The 21585-nt window shown below is 66.0% G+C and carries 17 protein-coding genes; 16 read left to right on the plus strand and 1 reads right to left on the minus strand.

Features of this window, described 5'->3' with window-relative positions; genetic code table 11:
• Window positions 1-350 precede the first annotated feature (350 nt).
• The 13 genes from purC (at window position 351) to DYI42_RS10485 (ending at window position 16541) form a co-directional block, all read left to right on the plus strand.
• Complete coding sequence (purC, locus tag DYI42_RS10425; protein ID WP_213545878.1) at window positions 351-1115, plus strand: phosphoribosylaminoimidazolesuccinocarboxamide synthase; 765 nt, start codon at window positions 351-353, stop codon at window positions 1113-1115.
• An 11-nt stretch (window positions 1116-1126) separates the two neighbouring features.
• Complete coding sequence (gene purS / locus DYI42_RS10430; RefSeq protein WP_213545879.1) at window positions 1127-1354, plus strand: phosphoribosylformylglycinamidine synthase subunit PurS; 228 nt, start codon at window positions 1127-1129, stop codon at window positions 1352-1354.
• Between the two features lie 120 nt (window positions 1355-1474).
• Window positions 1475-1966, plus strand: a complete 492-nt coding sequence (locus DYI42_RS10435) for a DUF3592 domain-containing protein (protein ID WP_213545880.1) — start codon at window positions 1475-1477, stop codon at window positions 1964-1966.
• 78 nt (window positions 1967-2044) lie between these two features.
• Complete coding sequence (locus DYI42_RS10440; protein WP_213545881.1) at window positions 2045-4636, plus strand: CHAT domain-containing protein; 2592 nt, start codon at window positions 2045-2047, stop codon at window positions 4634-4636.
• 51 nt (window positions 4637-4687) lie between these two features.
• The gene (locus tag DYI42_RS10445) at window positions 4688-5731 is read left to right on the plus strand and encodes a zinc-dependent alcohol dehydrogenase family protein (RefSeq protein ID WP_213545882.1); all 1044 of its coding nucleotides are present in this window, start codon (window positions 4688-4690) and stop codon (window positions 5729-5731) included.
• Between the two features lie 15 nt (window positions 5732-5746).
• Window positions 5747-6415, plus strand: a complete 669-nt coding sequence (gene purQ, locus DYI42_RS10450; RefSeq protein WP_213545883.1) for a phosphoribosylformylglycinamidine synthase subunit PurQ — start codon at window positions 5747-5749, stop codon at window positions 6413-6415.
• A gap of 161 nt (window positions 6416-6576) precedes the next feature.
• Window positions 6577-8328, plus strand: a complete 1752-nt coding sequence (locus DYI42_RS10455; protein ID WP_213545884.1) for a sensor histidine kinase — start codon at window positions 6577-6579, stop codon at window positions 8326-8328.
• Window positions 8329-8348: 20 nt separating this feature from the next.
• Window positions 8349-9683, plus strand: coding sequence for a sigma-54-dependent transcriptional regulator (locus DYI42_RS10460; RefSeq protein WP_213545885.1), 1335 nt, complete (start codon window positions 8349-8351; stop codon window positions 9681-9683).
• Between the two features lie 67 nt (window positions 9684-9750).
• Entirely contained in the window at window positions 9751-10593 is an 843-nt protein-coding gene (locus DYI42_RS10465; RefSeq protein ID WP_213545886.1) for a hypothetical protein, read from the plus strand.
• 41 nt (window positions 10594-10634) lie between these two features.
• Window positions 10635-11375, plus strand: coding sequence for a hypothetical protein (locus DYI42_RS10470; protein ID WP_213545887.1), 741 nt, complete (start codon window positions 10635-10637; stop codon window positions 11373-11375).
• Between the two features lie 108 nt (window positions 11376-11483).
• Window positions 11484-12932: an IMP dehydrogenase gene (guaB, locus tag DYI42_RS10475; RefSeq protein ID WP_213545888.1), complete on the plus strand. Its 1449-nt coding sequence runs from the start codon at window positions 11484-11486 to the stop codon at window positions 12930-12932.
• Window positions 12933-12960: 28 nt separating this feature from the next.
• Window positions 12961-14124: an RsmB/NOP family class I SAM-dependent RNA methyltransferase gene (locus tag DYI42_RS10480; RefSeq protein WP_213545889.1), complete on the plus strand. Its 1164-nt coding sequence runs from the start codon at window positions 12961-12963 to the stop codon at window positions 14122-14124.
• 221 nt (window positions 14125-14345) lie between these two features.
• The gene (locus DYI42_RS10485) at window positions 14346-16541 is read left to right on the plus strand and encodes a hybrid sensor histidine kinase/response regulator (protein ID WP_213545923.1); all 2196 of its coding nucleotides are present in this window, start codon (window positions 14346-14348) and stop codon (window positions 16539-16541) included.
• A 69-nt stretch (window positions 16542-16610) separates the two neighbouring features.
• On the opposite strand, the gene DYI42_RS10490 is transcribed toward DYI42_RS10485, so the two are convergent.
• The gene (locus DYI42_RS10490) at window positions 16611-17228 is read right to left on the minus strand and encodes a gamma-glutamyl kinase (protein WP_213545890.1); all 618 of its coding nucleotides are present in this window, start codon (window positions 17226-17228) and stop codon (window positions 16611-16613) included.
• A gap of 193 nt (window positions 17229-17421) precedes the next feature.
• Between DYI42_RS10490 and recA the strand changes: the two genes are divergently transcribed.
• The 3 genes from recA (at window position 17422) to DYI42_RS10505 (ending at window position 21583) form a co-directional block, all read left to right on the plus strand.
• Entirely contained in the window at window positions 17422-18510 is a 1089-nt protein-coding gene (recA, locus tag DYI42_RS10495; protein WP_213545891.1) for a recombinase RecA, read from the plus strand.
• 127 nt (window positions 18511-18637) lie between these two features.
• Window positions 18638-21292 carry an alanine--tRNA ligase gene (alaS, locus tag DYI42_RS10500; protein ID WP_213545892.1) on the plus strand — a complete coding sequence of 885 codons (2655 nt, stop codon included), beginning with the start codon at window positions 18638-18640 and terminating at the stop codon, window positions 21290-21292.
• Between the two features lie 3 nt (window positions 21293-21295).
• Entirely contained in the window at window positions 21296-21583 is a 288-nt protein-coding gene (locus DYI42_RS10505) for a DUF1330 domain-containing protein (RefSeq protein WP_213545893.1), read from the plus strand.
• Window positions 21584-21585: the final 2 nt, after the last annotated feature.

The raw sequence follows: 21585 nt of genomic DNA on the forward strand, positions 1-21585 counted from the left end.
GGGCGGGGCCGTTGGGCGCGGTGGCACGGCGGCGGCCAAACAGGCGCCCCAGAAGGCCGGTGGCCTCTGCAGGCCGATCGCGCGCATCCGTCGCGGTGGCGATGGCCCGCACCACCGCCCGCGGCGCGGCCGCCACCAGCGCAAAGTCCAGCACCGCAAAATCTTCTGCCATCTCCCCCTCCGGATGCCCGCGTTCTGAGCCAGGCCGACCCTAGCCTCCGGAACACCTGCCGCCAAGGGGCCGCGCCACCGCGCTCTGCTTGCGGCGGGCCAGCCCTTGCACTATAGCCCGGCGTGACATCCGCGGCCCGCGACAGGCGCCGCCACAGCCCGCATCTGGAACGGACCCCATGGCACGACGCAAGCTGGTTTACGAAGGCAAGGCGAAGATTCTCTACGAGGGCCCCGAGCCGGGCACTCTGGTGCAGTATTTCAAGGACGATGCCACCGCCTTCAACGCCGAGAAGAAGGCCACGATCGAGGGCAAGGGGGTGCTGAACAACCGGCTCTCCGAGTTCTTCATGACCGGGCTCAACAACATCGGCGTGCCGACGCACTTCCTGAAGCGGCTGAACATGCGCGAGCAGCTCATTCGCTCGGTCGAGATCATCCCGCTGGAGGTGATCGTGCGCAACTTCGCCGCCGGGTCCATGGCCAAGCGGCTGGGGCTGGAAGAGGGCACGCAGCTGCCCCGCCCGATCATCGAGTTCTCCTACAAGGACGACGCGTTGGGCGATCCGCTGGTGCCCGAGGAATACATCATCGCCTTCGGCTGGGCGACGCAGCAGGATCTCGACGATATCGTGGCCCTCGCGCTGCGGGTGAACGACTATCTCAGCGGCGTGATGTATGGCGTGGGTATCAAGCTCATCGACTTCAAGATCGAGATCGGCCGGATCTGGGAGAATGATTTCATGCGGCTCATCGTAGCCGATGAGATCAGCCCCGACAGCTGCCGCCTGTGGGATATCGAGACCGGCCAGAAGCTCGACAAGGACGTGTTCCGCCGCGATCTGGGCAACCTGACCGACGCCTACACCGAAGTCGCCCGCCGCCTCGGCGTGCTGCCCAATGGCGGCCCGGCGGCCATGGGCAAGCCAACACTGATCAACTGAGGAGAACGCGCATGAAAGTTCGCGTTGACGTGATGCTCAAGCAGGGGGTGCTCGACCCGCAGGGCGAGGCGGTGAAATCGGCGCTGGGGGCCATGGGCTTCGAGGGCGTCGAAGGCGTGCGCCAGGGCAAGGTGATCGAGCTGGAACTGGCCGAGGGCAGCACCGAGGCCGATGTGAAGGCGATGTGCGAGAAGCTCCTGGCGAACACGGTGATCGAGAGCTACGCGATCCACATGTAACATGAGCGCCGGGGCTGCTCATCGGCCCTTGCGGTCCTCTTCGCAGCTGCGATGAGGGGCCGGGAGGGCCGAAGAGCTGCCCACTGGACGCGCGCTGCGTCAGGGGACAAACTCCACCTCATGTCTGACGCTTTCCTGATGCGCACCCGCTATGACGGGGTCCGTGAAATCTCTGGCCGGATGTGGCTTCTGGTCTGGTGCCTTCCTGTGCTCTTGCTGGGGGCGGCGTTTTTCTTTGCCGTCGAAGCGCTCTTCGCGCCCATGGGCATGGCGGAGGCCGAGGGGGAGGTGGTGGAACTGCGCGCCTACGAGGGATGGTCGCCGCTCGAAGGGGAGGTGACCAACTACGCCCCCGTCTTCCGCTACACCCGCTCCGATGGCCGCGAGGTGCGCGCCAGTGCGGGGATGTCGCATTCGGCCTGGAACTTTCCCGTCGGATCCTCCCGCACCATCCTCTATGACCCGGACACCAACGGCGATGTCCGCATCCCCGGCCCGTGGACCTGGATCATCCCCGGCGCGCTTGCCGTGCTCGGGCTGGGCACCGCGCTGCCCGCCGCGTTTGCCAGCCTTCTGCTCCTGCGCTGGCGCCGCCGGGGGGCGCAGTCCTGAGCAGCCCGCCGTATTTGGCCCTTTGCCCGGTGGCGCGCATCGCCTAACCTTTCGCTGCGTCAATTTTAGTGCCTGCCCATGCGTCTTCTTTTCGCTCTTCTGACCCTCCTCTGGGTCGCACAGCCCGCTGCCGTTGCGGCGCAGGAGCCACAGGGCTTCGACTTTCCGCATCTTCCCGGTGCGGCGCAGGAATTTTACGAAACCGCCAGGACGGGCGAGCCGACGGCGGCCTATAACTACGTTCTGCCCCTCCTGGCCGCGCCCGACCTGACGGATGCCGAGCGCCGGCAGATCCTTGGCTACCTTCGGGTTGCCTATGACGGCTATGATGTCGACGATCCGACGGGGGCCCATTATGCCGCCATGGCGGCAGGTCTTCTGACCAATATGTACTCGGCCCTGGCCGAGCACGGGCAGGCCCTGGCCTGGGCGAACGCCTGCATCGGCCTGATCGGGGACCGCTGGGAGGAACAGGCCGTCAACCTCACGCTGGGGGCCTGCGTTGAAAACGCCGCCATGGCCTTCAACGAGCTGTCCAGCTACGCCCAGGCGATCGAATACGCGGGCCTTGCGCGGCAGGTCTACCGGCTGTTCATCGAGCAGGAGCCGGAGCGGGAGTTTTACGTGGCCAACACGCTGATGCTGGAAGCCAATGCGCTGGACGGGCTCAAGCGGCACCGGGAGGCCATTGGGCTGAACGAGGATGCTCTGGAGATCTACGAGCGCGTGGCCGGGCCCGAAAGCGTGGCGGTGGCGAACATCACCGCCAATATCGGCGCCTCCTATTGGTATCTGAAAGAGCTGGAGCCCGCGCGCGCCTGGTCGATGCGGGCGCTGCCGCTGATCGACAAGCATTGGGGGCCGCACAGCTACGGTGCCTCGGTGGTGCGGGTGAACCTCGGGCTCATCGCCTTCGACCTCGGGCGGCAGGAGGAGGCGATGAAGCGCGCGGTCGAGATACTGCCCTACATCGCCGCGAACCCGAAGTCCTCGCTGAACAACCAGCGCTGGACCTTCGAGTTGATGCGCAACATCTTCGCCGCCCGGGGGCAGCGCGAGAAGGCGATCCTGTTCGGCAAGATGGCGGTGAATGCGCAGCAGGAGATCCGCGCGCTGAACCAGGGGCTTTCGGAGGAAGACACCGAGGGCCTGCGTGCCGAGTGGGGCCGACTTTATCGCGATCTTGCGGACCTGATGATCGAGGAGGGTCGGTTTTCCGAGGCGCAGGCGGTGCTGAACATGGAGAAGGAGCAGGAGGCCTTTGAGTTCCTGCAACGCGACGGCGAGGCCGATCTGCGCGACACGGTGGCGGTGCTGACCGATGCCGAGAAGAGCGACGCCGAGAAGCTGGCCGAACTGGCGTTGCGCCCGGTCGAGGCCCGCGCGGCCTGGGAGGCGCTTTCGGTGCGGCTCGATGCGGGCGAGGCGACGGCGGAGGAGGAAGAGCAGCTGTTCCTGCTGGAAGATGCCATGGCCGAGGCTGAGGCCGCCTTTGAGGCCGAGGTGGGGGCCTTTCTGGCGGAGGTGGAGGAGGTTCGGCGCGAGGGCTTTGCCGCCCGGTTCGATGCCACCGGCGCCTACCAGGCCATTCTGGAGGCCCGGGAACGTCCCTCTGCGATCTTGCAACTGGCGATGCTGGAAGAGGCCACGCACCTGTTTCTGACGCTGCCGGGTGCCACCGTGCATGAGAAGGTGGAGATCCCGCGCGCGGAGATGCGGCGGATGGTGTTTGACACGCTTCAGGCCATCGAGGCGCGCAGTCCGGAGGCCGAGGCGCATTTGCAGGGGCTGTATGAGGTGCTGTTCGCGCCCATCCGCGGCGCGCTGCGCACGGCGGGCACCGAGGTTGTGATGATCAACGCCGACGGGGTGCTGCGCTACGTGCCTTTCGCGGCGCTGCACGATGGCGAGCGCTATCTGGTGGAGGACTACGCCTTCGCGCTCTACGTTGCCGCGGTGCAGACCCAATTCGCCCGCGCGCCGCGTGCGCCGGAAAGTGCGGCGGGCTTTGGGGTGACGCAGGCGCATGAGGGCTTCTCGGCGCTGCCCGGCGTGGCGGCCGAGATCGAGGCGCTGTTCACGGCGGATGATGGCGAGGGCGTTCTGGCGGGGCAGACCCTTCTGGACAGCGCGTTTGACACCCGCGCCCTGCGCCGCACCCTGCGCAACCCGCCCGAGCTTCTGCACATCGCCTCCCATTTTGCGCTGCGGCCCGGGCAGGACGACGACAGCTTTCTGCTGCTGGGTGACGGCACGCGGCTGCCGCTCTCGGAGCTGCGGACCAGCAAGTTTCGCATGACGGGGGTGGACCTGCTCACCCTCTCGGCCTGCCAGACGGCGCGGGGTGGCGACGGCTCGGAGATCGACGGCTTTGGCGCGGCGGCGCTGATGGGGGGCGCGAGCGCGGTGCTCGCCTCGCTCTGGCCGGTCGCCGATGCGGCGACACCGGTGCTGATGGGAGACTTCTACGCCGGGCTCTACGTGCGCGGCGAAGACAAGGCCGAGGCGCTGCGCCGGGCGCAGATTGCCATGCTGCGTGGCGGTGGCGCGGGGCAGGGCGGCAACCGTGCCGCGACCGCCCTGAAAGCGGGCGGTGTGGAGGGCGCGGTGGATGACTTCGCCCATCCTTACTTCTGGTCGGCCTTCGTGCTCATGGGCAACTGGCTTTGACCGGCGATCCGGGCTAAGGCAGCGTAATCCGCTCAAAGGATAGGATTCGTTATGAAGGCCGCCATACTCACAGAGTTCCGCGCCGCGCTGGCCATCGAGAGCCTGCCGGAGCCGGAGTGCCCGCCGGATGGCGTGGTGCTGGAGGTTCTGGCCAGTGGCATCTGCCGGTCTGACTGGCATGTGTGGACGGGGGCGGACCCGGATGTGAGCCTGCCGCATGTGCCGGGCCATGAGTTCTGCGGTGTGATCCGCGAGGTGGGGCAGGGCGTGAGCCGCTGGAAGGCGGGCGACCGGGTGATTGCGCCTTTCATCCTTGCCTGTGGCGGCTGCCCCGATTGCCAGAGCGGAAACCAGACGATCTGCGCCAGGCAGGTGCTGCCGGGCTTTACCCAGGCGGGCAGCTTTGCCGAGCGCATCGCCGTGCCGCGCGCCGATGTGAACCTCGCGGCCCTGCCCGAGGGGATGGACCCGGCGCTGGCAGCGTCGCTCGGGTGCCGCGCGACCACGGCATGGCACGGGCTCACCGGCCGCGCGGCGCTGAAGGCGGGTGAATGGCTCGCCGTCTGGGGCTCTGGTGGCGTCGGGCTTTCGGCGATGATGATCGCGCGGGCGCTTGGCGCGCGGGTAGTCATGGTGGATGTCGTCGAGGAGAAGCTCGCCCATGCCAAAGCCCTCGGGGCCGATGAGGTGGTGAATGCCGCTGCAGGCGACCCGGTGGAGGCGGTGCGCGAGATCACCAAGGGCGGGGCCGATCTGGCGCTTGAGGCGCTCGGTATCGGGCAGACTACGGCCAACGCTTTGAAGTGTCTGCGCAAACTGGGCCGGATGGTGCAGATCGGCATGCCTGCGGGCGACCATGTGAACATGACCCTGCCGTGGGATGCCGTCTACTCAGGCCAGCTTGCGATTTACGGCACGCGCGGCATGCCCGCGTGGCGTTACCCTTCGCTGCTCTCGCTGATCGAGAGCGGCCAACTCGATCTTTCGCCGCTCATCGCCCGCCGCGTGGCCCTCTCAGACGCCAGCGCCGAGCTTGCCCTCTTCGACGGTGCCGCCCCTCCCGGCGTTGCCGTCATCACCGATTTCACCCGCTGACGCAGGAGACAGCCCATGAAAGCCGCCGTCATCACCTTTCCCGGCTCCAATTGCGACCGAGACCTTGCCGTGGCCTTCGAGCAGGCCGGCTTCGATGTTGCGCGGGTCTGGCACAAGGACACTGCGCTGCCCAGCGGGGTGGACGTGGTGGGCATCCCCGGCGGCTTCTCCTTTGGCGACTACCTGCGCTGCGGCGCGATTGCGGCCAACTCGCCGATCTGCCGGTCGGTTGTGGCCCATGCCGAGGCGGGCGGCTTCGTGCTGGGCATCTGCAACGGCTTCCAGGTGCTCTGCGAAACCGGGCTGCTGCCGGGCGTGCTGATGCGCAATGCCGGGCTCAAGTTCGTCTGCCGCAACGTCGGGCTGACGGTGGCCAGCGCCGAGAGCGCCTTCACCTCGGGCTATGCGCAAGGCGACGCGCTGGTGGTGCCGGTCGCGCATCATGACGGCAACTACAACGTCGATGCCGAGGGCCTCGCGGCGCTGGAAGCCGAGGGGCGGGTGGCCTTCCGCTACACCGACAACCCCAATGGCTCTATGGGGGATATCGCGGGGGTTCTCTCGGAGAATCGCCGGGTGCTGGGCATGATGCCCCACCCCGAGCGGGCGGTGGATGCGCAGCACGGCGGCACCGATGGTGCGGCGATGTTCAAAGGGCTGGCCGAGGCGCTGGTTTCGGCCTGAGCTGGCGCGCCGGGGGCAGCTCATCAGCCCTTTCAGGCCCTCTTCGCAGCTGCGATGAGCCGCCGAAGGCGCCGAAGAGCGGCCTGCGGATTGGCTCACCTCTTCGGCACCGGAGCCGTGATATGCTTTCCCAAACCCGCGCCAGGGCCTAAACTCGCGCCATGACAGAAGAGGCCTCCAAGCGGCGCGGGGTGCGCCGGACGCTCTTGCGGCTGGGCTGGGTGGTGATCCTTGCCCTGGCCGTGGTGACCGTTTGGCTGACCAACCACTATCTCACCCAGCGCTTCACCGAGACCACCCGCAACCAGGCCGAGCTGCGTCAGGCGCTGTACGCGGGCAACATCATCACCGAGTTGCAGCGCAGCCAGGTGGTGCCGCTGCTGCTCTCGCGTGACCCGTCCCTGATCGGCGCGCTGAACACCTCCGACTTTCTGACAACCTCGCAGCGGCTTATCGAGTTTCGTGACGAGATCGGCGCCAAGTCGATCGTCATGCTCGACACCTCGGGCCGGGCCGTTGCCGCGACCGACCGGAACCAGCTGGGCGCCAACCACCGCACCGAGCCGCATTTCGTGGAGGCGCAGCGGGCCGATACCACGGTGTTCACCCTGCATTTGCAGGAAAACAACGCCATGGAGTTCGCCTACTCCCGCACGATCCGGCACGACAACAAGGGCGTGGGCGTGATCGTGGTGGAGGTCGATCTTGCCAAGTTCGAGCGCCAGTGGTCGGGCATTTCCGATGCCGTGCTGGTGACGGATTCGACCGGCCAGGTGATCCTTTCGACCGAGCCGCGCTGGCGCGGCCACCAGATTGACGAGGCGCTGGCCGAGCAGGATGCGCCCTCGGCGATCGAACGGGCCATCGAGGCCACCGCCGACTGGAGCTTCATCCCGCCCGATGCCTACCTCTTCGGAGAGGCGGTGATGCGCACGGACGGGCGCATCCCGTTCCAGGGCTGGCGGATGACCTCCTTCACCGCCTACAGCTCGGTGCGCGAGCGGGTGAACGGGGTGCTGGCGCTGGAGATCATGGGCTTCGCCCTGCTGCTTGCCGGTTCGTTCTGGTGGCTGTCACGCAAGGCCCGCTCGGAGCGGCGCGTGGCGCTGCGCGAGTCGGCAGAACTTCGCCAGTTGAACCTGCGCCTGCAGCGGGAAATCGCCGAGCGCGAGAAGGCCGAACGCAGCCTTGAAGTGGCCGAGCAGACGCTTGCGCAAAGCTCCAAGCTGGCGGCGCTCGGCGAGATGTCGGCCGCTGTCAGCCACGAGCTGAACCAGCCGCTGGCGGCGATGCGCACCTATCTCGCAGGGGCCAAGCTGCTGCTGCAACGCAAGCGACCCGAGGAGGCGCTTTCCAGCTTCCAGCGGATCGACGACCTGATTGGCCGGATGGGGGCGATCACCCGCCAGCTCAAGAGCTATGCCCGCAAGGGTGACGTGGCTTTCGAGCCCTTTGATCTAAGGGATGCGGTGAGCACCGCGCTTTCGATGATGGAGCCGCAATTGCGTGCCCGCCACGTTGCGATCGCACGCAGCCTTCCGAACGCGCCGGTGATGATCCGGGCCGACAGGCTGCGGGTGGAGCAGGTGCTCGTCAACCTCTTCCGGAATGCGCTGGACGCCACGCGCGATGTTGAAGAGCCCTCGCTTGAGCTGATCCTTGCCACCGGCGACACCGCCACGCTCACCCTGCGTGACAACGGGCACGGAATCGAGGATCTCGATCATCTGTTCGAGCCCTTCTACACCACCAAGGCGCCGGGCGATGGCGTCGGTCTGGGGCTTGCCATCTCCTCGGGGATCATCAACGAGTTGGGCGGGCGTCTCACCGCTCGGAACGGAAGGGCAGGCGGCGCCGTTTTCGAGTTACAATTGCCCATGCTGCACCAAGACAGCGCCACGGCAGCGGAATAGAGCAGGACACCAGCAACAACATGGCACAGGCTATGAAGATCGCAATCATCGACGACGAACAGGACATGCGCCAATCCATCAGCCAGTGGCTGGCGCTCTCCGGGTTCGAGACAGAAACCTACCCCTCCGCCGAAGAGGCGCTGAAGGGCATCGGCCCCGACTACCCCGGCGCGGTGGTGTCCGACATCCGGATGCCCGGGATGGACGGCATGGCCCTGCTGAAAAAGCTCATGGCGCAGGACTCCGCGTTGCCGGTCATCATGATCACCGGCCATGGCGATGTGCCGATGGCGGTTGAGGCAATGCGGGTGGGGGCCTTCGACTTCCTCGAAAAGCCTTTCAACCCCGACAGGATGACGGCACTGGCCAAGAAGGCCACCCAGCGCCGCCGCATGAACCTGGATGCCCGCGCGCTGCGCCGCGAGCTTGGTGGCGGCACCACGATCATGAAAAAGCTGATCGGCGCCTCTCCGGTGATGGAGCGGCTGCGCGAAGACATCCTCGATCTCGGCCAGGCCGACGGCCATGTGCTGATCGACGGCGAGACCGGCACCGGCAAGACGCTGGCCGCCCATGCGCTTCATGCCGTGGGCAGCCGCGCCTCCAAGGAGTTTGTCATCGTCTCCTGCGCCGCCTTCGACGAGGAGGAGCTGGCCGCGCAGCTCTTCGATGGTGACCCCGACAAGGGCCGCATGCCGCTGGTGGAAGAGGCCCGGGGCGGCACGCTTTGCCTTGAGGATATCGAGGCGCTTTCGCCCGGGCTCCAGGCGCGGCTCCTGAAGTTCATCAACGAGCAGGGTGCGCCTGCCGAAACCCGCATTGTTGCCGTGAGCAACCTGCAGGAGCAGGGAAAGACCAGCGAAGACATGCTGCGGCCCGATCTCTACTACCGCCTCGCCGCGATGAAGATCACCCTGCCGCCGCTGCGCCAGCGCGGCGAAGACATCCTGATGCTCTTCACCCGCCTCTCCGAGCAGTTTGCCGAGGAATATGGCTGCGAGGCGCCTACCGTCACTGCCCAGGAGGCGGCGCAGCTGTTGCAGGCGCCCTGGCAGGGCAACGTGCGCCAACTCATCAACATCGCGGAGCGCGCCGTGCTCCAGGCCCGCCGCGGCTCGGGCACCATCGCCTCGCTGCTGATGAACGACGAGGGCGAGGTGCAGCCGGTGATGACCACCGAGGGCAAGCCGCTCAAGGAATACGTGGAGGCCTTCGAGCGCATGCTGATCGACAACACCATGCGCCGCCACAAAGGCTCCATCGTCAACGTGATGGACGAGCTCTGCCTGCCGCGCCGAACGCTGAACGAGAAGATGGCCAAGTACGGGCTGCAACGCTCGGACTATCTCGGCTGAGAAACGCCTTGCCCCTCGGGCCTGTTTGAACAAGCCTGCGCCTTGTTGATGGCCTGAGGGGTAAACGGTGGAGTTCAAGGGTATTTTCTGGCCGGCAGTCGGCGAGGTCTGGCGCGGGCGCGGTGTGGCCCTGCGGGTGATCTGGCTGCCGCTTCTCATCTCTGCCCTGACCTATGAACTCTATTGGCGCCTTCAGCCCGACGGCTACGGGCTCCTTCCGATCATTCTCGACTTCGTCGTTTTTTCCTGGGCGGCTGTCGGCTGGCACCGGGCGGCGCTGCTGGAGGAAAGGCCGGGGCCGATGGGCACGCGCTATCGCCAGCCAGTGATGCGCTATGCAGTCGGCTGGTTCATGGCCGTGTTGGGGGCGATGGTCGTCACATTGGGGGTGGCTGTTCTGCTGCTCTGGCTTGTGGGTTTGGGCAAGGACTTTCTTAGCCCGGTCACCGAACCTGATGTTTTCCTTCTTGAGGAGGAACTCAGCTTCCCCTTTAGCCTTTTGACTGGCCCCGAAAGCTTATTGGCCTTGCTCCCCGTGCCTTGGCTTTGGATCTTTCTGTTTTTCAACTTCGCCCGGGCGTTGCCGGCGGTGGCGATCGAGCGGGATTGTGTTTGGAGCCGCGCGGCCAAATCCAGCTTTCGCCGCTGGTTCGCTTCTGCCGCCGCATGGTCCGCGCTGCTCTGGGTGCCGGTGTTGGCCGCTTTCTTCGTCGCTTTCGTCGCGATGAACAGTGACGGGCTGTGGGAGCCCGGTCAGGAGGCAGTATCGCGTTGGTGGACCTCGCTGGTCGATTTTGCGTCGAGTGTCGTTTACGCCATCAACGTGCTGATCGGCGCCAGCGTGCTGACCATCGCCTTTCGCCGCACCGCGTCATTTGACGACGGCCCGGATGAGGGCGCGCGGCTTTGAGCATCTTGCGCCCCGGGGTAGAGCGGGCCTAACTGCGCGCCATGGAAGTGATCTTCTTCATCGCAATGGCGCTGCCCTATGTCGCCGCTGTGCTTGCCACCCTTGCCGTTGCCGGGGGCATCGGCCTGCTGATCTGGTTGGTGAACGGGCGGCGCGGTTGGGCCTGGGCGGTGGGGGTTGTCCTGGCGGTGGCGGCAAGCTGCATCTCGCCGGTGCTCCAGCGGGTCGAGAGCGCCCGGATCACCGCGCGCCTTGCCGCCTCCGAGCCTCAGGCCGACCGGCTGGTGCTGGAGCCCGGCGCACTGATCCACCTGCAAGACGGCAACCACGCGGGCATCACCTGCTGGCCCTGCGACTTCGCCACGCTGCCCTTCGTGACCGAGGCCGAAACCGTCAGCCTCTACCCGGCGCTGATCGACAACCGGGGGGAGCTGGTGGCGCGCACCAATCTGAACGATCCCACGCCCGACCGCGCAACGCGGGGTCGGTTTCGCTATGCCTTCATCTCCCTTCCGCCGGTCTGGTGGGAGGAGGCGCCATTCGATCCGCCCGCCTGGTATCCCGCGCCGGTGCCGGAGGATCTCAAGGGCGTGCACATGCTGGTAGCGCTTCCGCCCACCGGGATCATCCGCCCGGCGGAGCTGACGCCGCTCTACCTGCGGATCAACCGGCAATACGAGGCGGAGACGCTGTTTTCATGGGGCTTCGTCACTGAAACCGTGCAAAGCCCCTCGACGGAGGAGATCTTCGCCGATCTCGCTGCCCGCGTCACGGCAGAGTGACCGCCAGACCTGGCAGCCTTCTGGCGTGACACCACGATAAGCCCTTTCGCTTTTGCAGCATCCATGAAATAGGGAAGCGCCAACCGAACCCTCACAAGGAGAGCCGTGATGGAGATTCGCGAGGCGCTGACCTTCGACGATGTTTTGCTCGTTCCCGCCGAGAGCCACGTGTTGCCCTCGACCGCCAACACCCAGACCAAGGTGACGCGGGCCATCTCCATGAACATTCCGCTGCTGAGCTCGGCGATGGATACGGTGACCGAAGGGCGCATGGCCATCACCATGGCGCAGGCGGGTGGCATCGGGGTGATCCACAAGAACCTTTCGATCGAGGAGCAGGCGCGCGAGGTGCGCCGGGTGAAGCGCTTCGAGAGCGGCATCGTCTACAACCCCGTCACGCTGACGCCCGAGCAGACGCTGGGCGATGCCCGCGCCCTGACCGAGCGCTATGGCTTCACCGGCTTCCCGGTGGTGGATGAGAAGCACCGGGTGGTAGGGATCGTCACCAACCGCGACATGCGCTTCGCCCAGACCGATGAAACCCCGGTGAAGGTGATGATGACGAGCGAAAACCTCGCCATCCTGCGCGAGCCTGCCGACCGCGACGAGGCGATCAGCCTCATGCGCGCCCGCCGGATCGAGAAGCTGCTGGTCACCGATGAGAGCGGCAAGCTTACCGGCCTGCTCACCCTGAAGGACACCGAGCAATCGGTGCTCAACCCCACCGCCTGCAAGGACAGCCTGGGGCGGCTTCGGGTGGCGGCGGCCTCCTCGGTGGGGGATGCGGGCTTCGAGCGCAGCGAAGCGCTGATCGACAGCGAGGTGGACATCGTGGTGATCGACACCGCCCATGGCCATTCCGAAGGGGTGATCGAGGCGGTGAAGCGGGCCAAGAAGCTCTCGAACGAGGTGCAGATCATCGCGGGCAACGTGGCCACAGCCGAGGCCACCCGTGCGCTGATCGACGCGGGCGCGGATGCGGTGAAGGTGGGCATCGGGCCAGGCTCGATCTGCACCACGCGGATGGTGGCGGGGGTGGGCGTGCCCCAGCTCACCGCGGTGATGGATTGCGCGGCGGCGGCGGGCGACGTGCCGGTGATTGCAGACGGGGGCATCAAGTTTTCCGGCGATTTCGCCAAGGCCATCGCCGCCGGGGCCTCCTGCGCCATGGTCGGTTCTATGATCGCGGGCACCGATGAGAGCCCGGGCGAGGTGATCCTCTACCAGGGCCGCAGCTTCAAGGCCTACCGCGGTATGGGTTCGCTCGGCGCCATGGCGCGCGGCTCGGCTGACCGTTACTTCCAGAAGGATGCCGCCTCTGACAAGCTTGTGCCCGAGGGCATTGAGGGGCAGGTGCCTTACAAGGGCTCGGCGGGCACGGTGATTCACCAGCTCGTGGGCGGTCTGCGGGCGGCCATGGGCTACACCGGCTGCGCGACCGTCGAAGAGATGCGCCGCAACTGCCAGTTCGTGAAGATCACCGGCGCCGGGCTGAAAGAGAGCCACGTGCATGACGTGCAGATCACCCGCGAGAGCCCGAATTACCGTATCGGGTAAGTGGGTTGCGGGTGGGAGTTGAAGTGCGATGACCCCTGCCGCCCGCATCAGTGCCGCCGCCGAGGTGCTTGACGCCATCGGCGGCGGGCTTGCTGCCGAGCAGGCGCTCAGCCGCTGGGGCCGGGCGCATCGCTTTGCCGGCTCCAAGGACAGGGCCGCGATCCGCGATCATGTGTTCGACGCGCTGCGCTGCTGGCGCAGTTTCGCAGCCCTTGGCGGCGGAGAAACGGGCCGGGCGCTGATGCTGGGCCTGCTGCGCGCCGAGGGGCGCGACCCGGCAGAGGTTTTCACCGGCGAGGGCCATGCCCCGGCGCCGCTCTCCTCCCAGGAGGCGGCCTCCGGGCGGGTGCCACAAGATGCCGAGGCGCTGGATGTGCCCGATTGGCTCGCCGAGGATCTGCGCGCGGCGCTTGATGAGGGGTTCGAGCCGGTTTGCCGGGCCATGCAGTCGCGGGCAGAGGTGTTTCTGCGGGTCAATGCGCTGAAGGCATCGCGCGATGCGGCCCGCACCGCGCTGGCCGGGGAGGGGATCGAGGCGGAGTCGCATCCGCTCGCCGAAACTGCCCTGCGGGTCACCTCAGGCGCGCGCCGTCTGCGCCAGACAGCGGCCTTTGCTGAGGGGGTCGTGGAGTTGCAGGACGCGGGCTCGCAGGCGGTCTGCGCCGATATTCCGCTGCCCGAAGCGGGCCGCTTGCTCGATTACTGCGCCGGTGGCGGCGGCAAGAGCCTCGCCCTCGCGGCCCGCGCGCCGGGCCTGCGCTTCGTGGCGCATGATGCCCATGCCCAGCGGATGAACGACATCCCTGCGCGCGCGGCGCGGGCTGGTGCGGAGATCGAGATTACCGCGTCTCCGCAGGGCCGCTTTGAGCTGGTGGTCGCGGATGTGCCCTGTTCCGGCTCCGGCGCGTGGCGCCGTCAGCCCGAGGCCAAGTGGCGGCTCGACCGGGCGGGGCTGGACAGCCTCTGCAAGACACAGGCGCAGATTCTCGACACCGCCGCAGGCCTCGTGGCTCCGGGCGGCGCCTTGGCCTATATGACCTGCTCGCTGCTGGATGCGGAGAATTCCGAGCAGGCCGAGGGGTTTCTGGCCCGGCACGCTGGCTGGACCCTCGAGCGCCAGAGACGGCTGACGCCGCTGGATGGCGGAGACGGCTTTTTTCTTGCAGTGTTTCGCCGGTCCGGGCGAGGCTGAGGCGCCGGGACGGCGCGGAACCGGAACAGAATTAATCGGCGATTAACGATTTTCGGGCGACTCTGCGGTGCAACGAATCGAAGGGAGGCCAACTCGTGTCGCACTCTGCGCTGACCCCGACGCCGCTTGCGCGCACAGCGCGGGCCTTTCAGGGGCGTGCCTGGCACATCTTTGGCGTTGCGGTCGTTTTCTTGGGGGTGGGCGTGGCGCTGCCCTCGCCAATGATCTCGCTGCTGTGCATTGCGGCAGGCTCCACGCTGATGGCGCTGGTGGTGCTGATGCAGCTGCTCTCGGGGCGGCAGGCCAGCGTCGAGCAGCAGATGGCCGAAACCGTCGCGGGCTTCACCGAGCATGATTCCGCGCCCTGTTTCACCACCGGCCTCGACGGGGCCGTGTCTCACCTCAACAAGAGCGCGCGCAAACGCTTTTCCGCAGAGCCCGGAGAGACCCTGCCGCGCATTCTGCGCGAACTCCTGGCAAACCCGGCAGCCCTCCTGAGCCGCCTCGAGACGCGGGCCGAGGCGCGTGGCCATGCCAGCGAAGACGTGGTCACGCGCAAGGGCCACATGCGCTTGGTGGTCCACCGGCTGGGGGAGGAGGGCTTTCTGTGGCGGATGGAAGACCTCGTGGAACGTGACGGCGGGCGCGGCGCCGAAAGCCTCAGCCTGCCGATGATGACGGTGAACAAGGCGGGCGCGGTGCTGTTCATGAACGAGGCGCTGCGTCGCGTTCTTGGCGGGCGCGCCAAGCGGCTGTCCGATGTCATTCTCGATGCCACCGAGGAGGGGGTGAGCGGCCCCCAGCGCATCTCTGGTCCGGCAGGCGAATTGCAGTGTTACGCGGTGGAGATCGCGGGGCAGGGCGGTCGGCGCGAGGTTTACCTGCTGCCTGCGGCTCAGGGGGCAGAGCGGCCTTCAACGGTGGCCGCAACCTCGCCGGAACTGCTGGATCACCTGCCCGTCGCGCTGATGCGCATCCGGCGGGACGGCGCTGTCTCCATGGCCAACCGGCTGGCCCGCGAGTTGCTGGGCGAGGACCGGCTGATCGACATGCCGTTCTCCGAACTGGTGGAAGGGTTGGGCCGCTCGGTGCGCGACTGGGTAACGGAAGCGGCTGAAGGGCGGGGCCCGCTGCGTCCGGAAGTTGCCCGCGCCAAGCTGCCGGTGAAGGACGTTTTCCTGCAGATTTCGCTCAGCCGCGTGGTAGAGGATGGAGAGCCTTCTCTGGTCGCGGTTCTTACAGATGCGACCGAGCTGAAGACGCTCGAGGCACAATTCGTGCAGAGCCAGAAGATGCAGGCCATAGGCCAGCTCGCCGGTGGCGTGGCGCATGATTTCAACAACCTGCTCACCGCGATCTCCGGCCATTGTGACCTTCTGCTCCTGCGCCATGACCAGGGCGATCCGGATTACGGCGATCTCGTGCAGATCAACCAGAACGCCAATCGGGCCGCCAGCCTTGTCGGCCAGCTGCTGGCCTTTTCCCGCAAGCAGAACCTCCAGCCCGAGGTGCTCGACATGCGCGACACGCTGTCTGACCTCGGGCATCTTCTCAATCGTCTCGTCGGCGAGCGTGTCAGCCTCACACTGACCCATGAGCCCGACCTGCCCGCCATCCGTGCGGACAAGCGCCAGCTTGAGCAGGTCATCATGAACCTCGTGGTGAATGCGCGCGATGCGATGAAGGAGGGGGGCACCATCACCGTCGAAACCCAGACGCGAACGCTCGACGAAGAGCTCAAGCGTGACCGCGCCACCGTGCCGGCGGGCACATATGTGGTGGTCTCGGTCTCCGATGAGGGTGTGGGCATTGCGCCGGACAAGATCGAAAAGATCTTCGAGCCTTTCTGGACAACCAAGCGCCCCGGTGAAGGCACCGGGCTTGGGCTGTCCACGGCCTACGGGATCGTGAAGCAGAGCGGCGGCTACATTTTCGCCGATTCGGTGCATGGCCAGGGCAGCAGTTTTACCCTTTACTTCCCCGCCTACGAACGCCCGGCAGAGGCCCCGCGCACCGCGCTCGACACGCTGCCGCGCGAGCCGGCAGGGAAGGGCGAGGGCGTCGTTCTGCTGGTGGAGGACGAGGCCCCGGTCCGCGCCTTTGCATCCCGCGCCCTGCGCATGCGCGGCTACACCGTTCTCGAGGCCGAAAACGCCGAGGAGGCCCTTTCGATGCTCGAGGATATCGAACTCAAGGTCGATGTCTTCGTGACCGATGTCATCATGCCGGGCATGGACGGCCCGAGCTGGGTCAAGAAGGCGCTGGAAATGCGCCCCGATGTGAAGGTTATCTTTGTCTCGGGATACGCCGAAGACAGTTTCGACAGCGAACAGGCGCTCATTCCGAATTCGGTCTTTCTGCCCAAGCCGTTTTCTCTCAACGAGTTGACGGCCACGGTGCATGACCAGATCCACTGAGGGGCCAATTCGCGAGAACGCCGCCCAACGGCGGACAACGTCTTCGCCGCCGCCCGTTGTGCCCGCCCTCTAGATGTTCTTCCAATCCCCGCCGCTGATCAGCGCGTCATGGAGCCGAAAGTCCTCTTCGAGCGCCTTGGCCAGGGGGGCCGCAAGCTCTGGATCGACCTCCAGCTTGGCCTTGGGCGAGACATTCTCGGTCTCCAGCGTGATCGTCCGGTCGAGCCGGTTTTCAAGAAAGCTGACCATCTCGCCGATGTTTTCATAAGCAAAGAGATGATCGACGCCCACACGCTTGTTCTCCCGTGTCAGGAACTTCCATTGCCGGCCAAGCTTGGCGTAATCGGGTTGGGGATCCGTCAGGTAGCCGCGCAGGAAGGTCGAAAAATCCATGTCGCGCGTCGAATTGCTCTGACCGATCAGGTCGTTGCGCCGGCGGTAGCGATACCAGCTGCCAAGCCAGTCCAGCGGCTCGCGCATGGCGGCCACGGTGCGGAACGACGGCCACTCCTCTTCACCCACAATGCGCGGCATCAGCCGGTTGACCCAGGCAAATCCCATGTGCTTGACCAGCGGCGGATGGCGGAAGGCGATATCGGCCTCGTTTCCGAGGGCCGATTCCAGCGCATGCGTGCCCGTCTTGGGGGTCGCCAGAAGCACCAGCCGCGCGTCCCAGAATACCAGCATCCAAACCCTCACAACCTGCTTTGCGCCGTTTTTCGTAAACGTTCACGCTTCATTAACCAAGGGCCGTCAACACTGAGGCCATCAAGATTCATCTTGCTTTGTTCTCGTTTTGATCGCATAACTTGCGGAACAAGAGGTGAACAACAGCAGTCATTGCCGGCCCAACCGGCATGTGGAATAAGGACGGAAACCAATGGCCACAGCGAAACTTCTGGATATGGGCAAAGCAGGCAACAGCGACAAGCAGAAGGCGCTCGACAGCGCGCTTTCACAGATCGAGCGGCAGTTCGGCAAGGGCTCGATCATGAAGCTCGGCGGCGACAATGTGCTCAAGGACATCGAGGCCACCTCGACAGGCTCCCTTGGTCTCGACATCGCGCTCGGCATCGGCGGCCTGCCCAAGGGCCGCATCATCGAAATCTACGGCCCCGAAAGCTCGGGCAAGACGACGCTCACGCTGCATTGCGTGGCCGAAGAGCAGAAGAAGGGCGGCGTCTGCGCCTTCGTCGACGCCGAACACGCGCTCGACCCGCAATATGCCCGCAAGCTCGGCGTCGACCTCGACGAGCTGCTCATCTCCCAGCCCGACACCGGGGAACAGGCGCTCGAGATCACCGACACGCTGGTGCGGTCCGGCGCCGTTAGCCTCGTTGTCGTCGACTCGGTCGCGGCCCTCACGCCGAAGTCCGAGCTGGAAGGCGACATGGGCGACAGCTCCGTTGGCGTGCATGCCCGCCTGATGAGCCAGGCCATGCGCAAGCTCACCGGCTCGATCAGCCGCTCGAACTGCATGGTGATCTTCATCAACCAGATCCGGATGAAGATCGGCGTGATGTTCGGCAGCCCCGAAACCACCACGGGCGGCAACGCGCTGAAGTTTTACAGCTCTGTCCGCCTCGATATCCGCCGCATCGGCTCGATCAAGGATCGTGACGAGGTGGTGGGCAATTCGACCCGCGTGAAGGTGGTGAAGAACAAGGTCGCGCCGCCGTTCAAGCAGGTCGAGTTCGACATCATGTATGGCGAAGGCATCTCGAAGATGGGCGAGCTTATCGACATGGGGGTGAAGGCCGGCGTCGTGGAGAAATCGGGTGCCTGGTATTCCTACGGAGACGAGCGGATCGGTCAGGGCCGCGAGAACGCCAAGCAGTTCCTGCGCGATAACCCCGATATGGCGCTGGAAGTCGAAGACAAGATCCGCGCCTCCCACGGGCTCGACTTCGACATGCCGGGCGGTGAGAAGGCGGCCGCAAGCGAAGACGACGAGCTCTTCGAGGGCTGACCCAAGAGATATCCGATGACACAGGGCGGCCTGCAACGGCCGCCCTTTTCGCATTCGCCCGTGGACAGTGCCGGGGCAGGGGGCTAAACCTGCCCGGACCCACTTTCCGCCCTTTCGGAACAAGATAATGCGCACGCTCAACGACATCCGCACCGCCTTTCTCGACTACTTCGCCCGACAGGGCCACGAGGTTGTCGACAGTTCCCCGCTGGTGCCCCGCAACGACCCGACCTTGCTCTTTGCCAACTCGGGGATGGTGCAGTTCAAGAACCTGTTCACCGGGGTCGAACACCGCGATTACACCCGTGCTACCACCGCGCAGAAATGCGTGCGCGCGGGAGGCAAGCACAATGATCTCGACAACGTGGGCTATACCGCACGGCACCACACCTTCTTTGAAATGATGGGGAACTTCTCCTTCGGCGACTATTTCAAGGAGCAGGCGATTCCCTTTGCCTGGGAGATGGTGACGAAGGAGCTGGGCATTGACGCCTCCAAGCTGCTGGTCACGGTTTATCACACCGATGACGAGGCGGCCGACCTGTGGAAGAAGGTCGCCGGGCTGCCGGATGAGCGCATCATCCGCATCGCCACCAATGACAACTTCTGGCAGATGGGCAACACCGGTCCCTGCGGCCCCTGCACCGAAATCTTCTATGACCATGGCGAGAAGTATTGGGGCGGCCCTCCGGGAACGCCGGAGGAAGACGGCGACCGCTTTGTGGAAATCTGGAACCTCGTGTTCATGCAATACGAGCAGTTCGAGGACGGCAGCCGGCGGGAGCTGGAGGCGCAGTCAATCGATACCGGCATGGGCATCGAACGGGTGGCGGCCCTGCTCCAGGGCACCAATGACAACTACGGCACCGACCTGATGCGCGCACTGATCGAGGCCTCGGCCAACGTCAGCTCCTCCGATCCCGATGGCGACGGCTCGGTGCATCACCGGGTGATAGCCGACCACCTGCGCTCCACCTCCTTCCTCATCGCCGATGGTGTGATGCCTGCGTCCGACGGGCGCGGTTATGTGCTGCGGCGGATCATGCGCCGCGCGATGCGCCATGCGCATCTCCTGGGTACGAAAGACCCGATGATGCATCGGCTGGTGCCCGAGCTGGTCCGCCAGATGGGCGGGGCCTACCCGGAACTGGGCCGCGCCAAGGCGCTCATCGAGGAGACGCTGCTGGCCGAGGAAACCCGCTTCCGCCAGACGCTCGATCGCGGGTTGAAGCTGCTGGACGACGAGCTGGGTGGGCTGCCCGAGGGCGCCGAGCTGCCCGGTGCGACGGCCTTCAAGCTCTATGATACCTATGGCTTCCCGCTCGACCTCACGCAGGATGCGCTTCGTGAGAAGGGTCGGGCGGTGGACACCGAGGGCTTCGATACCGCGATGGCCGAACAGAAGGCCAAGGCCCGCGCCGCATGGGCCGGCACCGGCGATGCCGCGGATGATGCGCTATGGTATGACATGGCCGAGGAGAGCGGCGCCACGGAGTTTCTGGGCTATGACACAGAAGTTGCCGAAGGGCAGATCCTCGCGCTGGTGAAGGCCGGTGAGAAGGCTGACAAGGCGGCGAAAGGCGATGAAATTCAGCTGGTTGTCAACCAGACGCCGTTCTACGCAGAAAGTGGCGGCCAAGTCGGGGATACCGGGCTGGTGAAATCCGAGACCGGGCGCGCCGTGGTGACAGACACGCGCAAGGTGGCGGGCGTGTTCATCCATTTCGCCCGCGTCGAGGAGGGCACGCTCGAGGTTGGGCAGGGCGCGGAGCTTACGGTGGATCACGCCCGCCGCAGCCTGATCCGCGCCAACCACTCGGCCACACACCTGCTGCACGAGGCCCTGCGCGGCGCGCTTGGCGACCATGTGGCGCAGCGCGGATCGCTGAATGCGCCGGATCGGCTGCGCTTTGATTTCTCTCACGGCAAGGCGCTGTCCGCCGAGGAGATCGGTGAGATCGAGCGCGAGGTAAACGCCTTCATCCGGCAGAATACGCCGGTGGAAACCCGGATCATGACGCCGGACGATGCACGCGCCATCGGGGCGCAGGCGCTCTTTGGCGAGAAGTATGGCGAGGAGGTGCGCGTTGTCTCCATGGGCCGGGCTGATACCGGCAAGGGCAGCGACGGAAAGACATGGTCGATCGAGCTCTGCGGCGGCACGCATGTGGGCCGCACGGGCGACATTGGCGCTTTCGCGCTGACTTCCGAGGCCGCGAGCTCTGCCGGTGTGCGCCGGATCGAGGCGCTGACGGGTGAGGCCGCCCTGGCCGAGCTGCGCGGGCGCGACGTGGCGCTAAGCGAGATCGAAGGCCTGCTCAAGACGAGCGGTCCGGATGTGATCGCCCGGCTGAAGTCGTTACTCGACGAGCGCAAGAGCCTGACCAACGAAGTGGCCCAGCTGCGCCAGCAACTGGCGATGTCGGGCGGCGGCGAGGCCAAGGCGGAGGTGAAAGAGATCAACGGCGTGGCCTTCATCGCCCTGGCGCTCTCGGGCGTGACGGGCAAGGATTTGCCCGGGTTGATCGACGCCCACAAGGAAAAGCTCGGCTCCGGCGCGGTGTTGCTGGTGGCCGATGCGGGCGGCAAGGCGGCGGTGGCCGCCGGTGTCACGCCCGACCTGACCGACAAGCTCTCGGCGGTGGACCTCGTAAAGGCTGCCGTGGCAGAGCTTGGCGGCAAGGGCGGCGGTGGCCGGCCCGACATGGCGCAGGGCGGCGGGGCGGACCCGTCGAAGGCGCCCGAGGCCATTGCCGCGGCCGAAGCCATCATCGGAGGATAAAACATGCCCGCACTCTGGATCGCCCACGTCACCGTGACCGACGCCGAGGCCTACGGCAAATATGCCGAGCTGGCCGGACCGGCCATTGCCAAGCACGGCGGCAGCTTCATCGCGCGCGGCGGCAAGTTCGTGCAGCTTGAGGGCAAGGAACGCCCGCGCAACGTAGTGGCAAAGTTCCCCTCGGTCGAAGAGGCCGTGGCCTGCTACAACTCGCCCGAGTACCAGGAGGCGCTGAGCCACGCCAAAGGGGCCTCCGAGCGCGAGCTGATGGTGGTGGAAACCTCGGAGTAAGC

The sequence above is a fragment of the Vannielia litorea genome, from assembly GCF_018424695.1.
In the GTDB taxonomy this organism is placed as follows: Bacteria; Pseudomonadota; Alphaproteobacteria; order Rhodobacterales; family Rhodobacteraceae; genus Vannielia; species Vannielia litorea_A.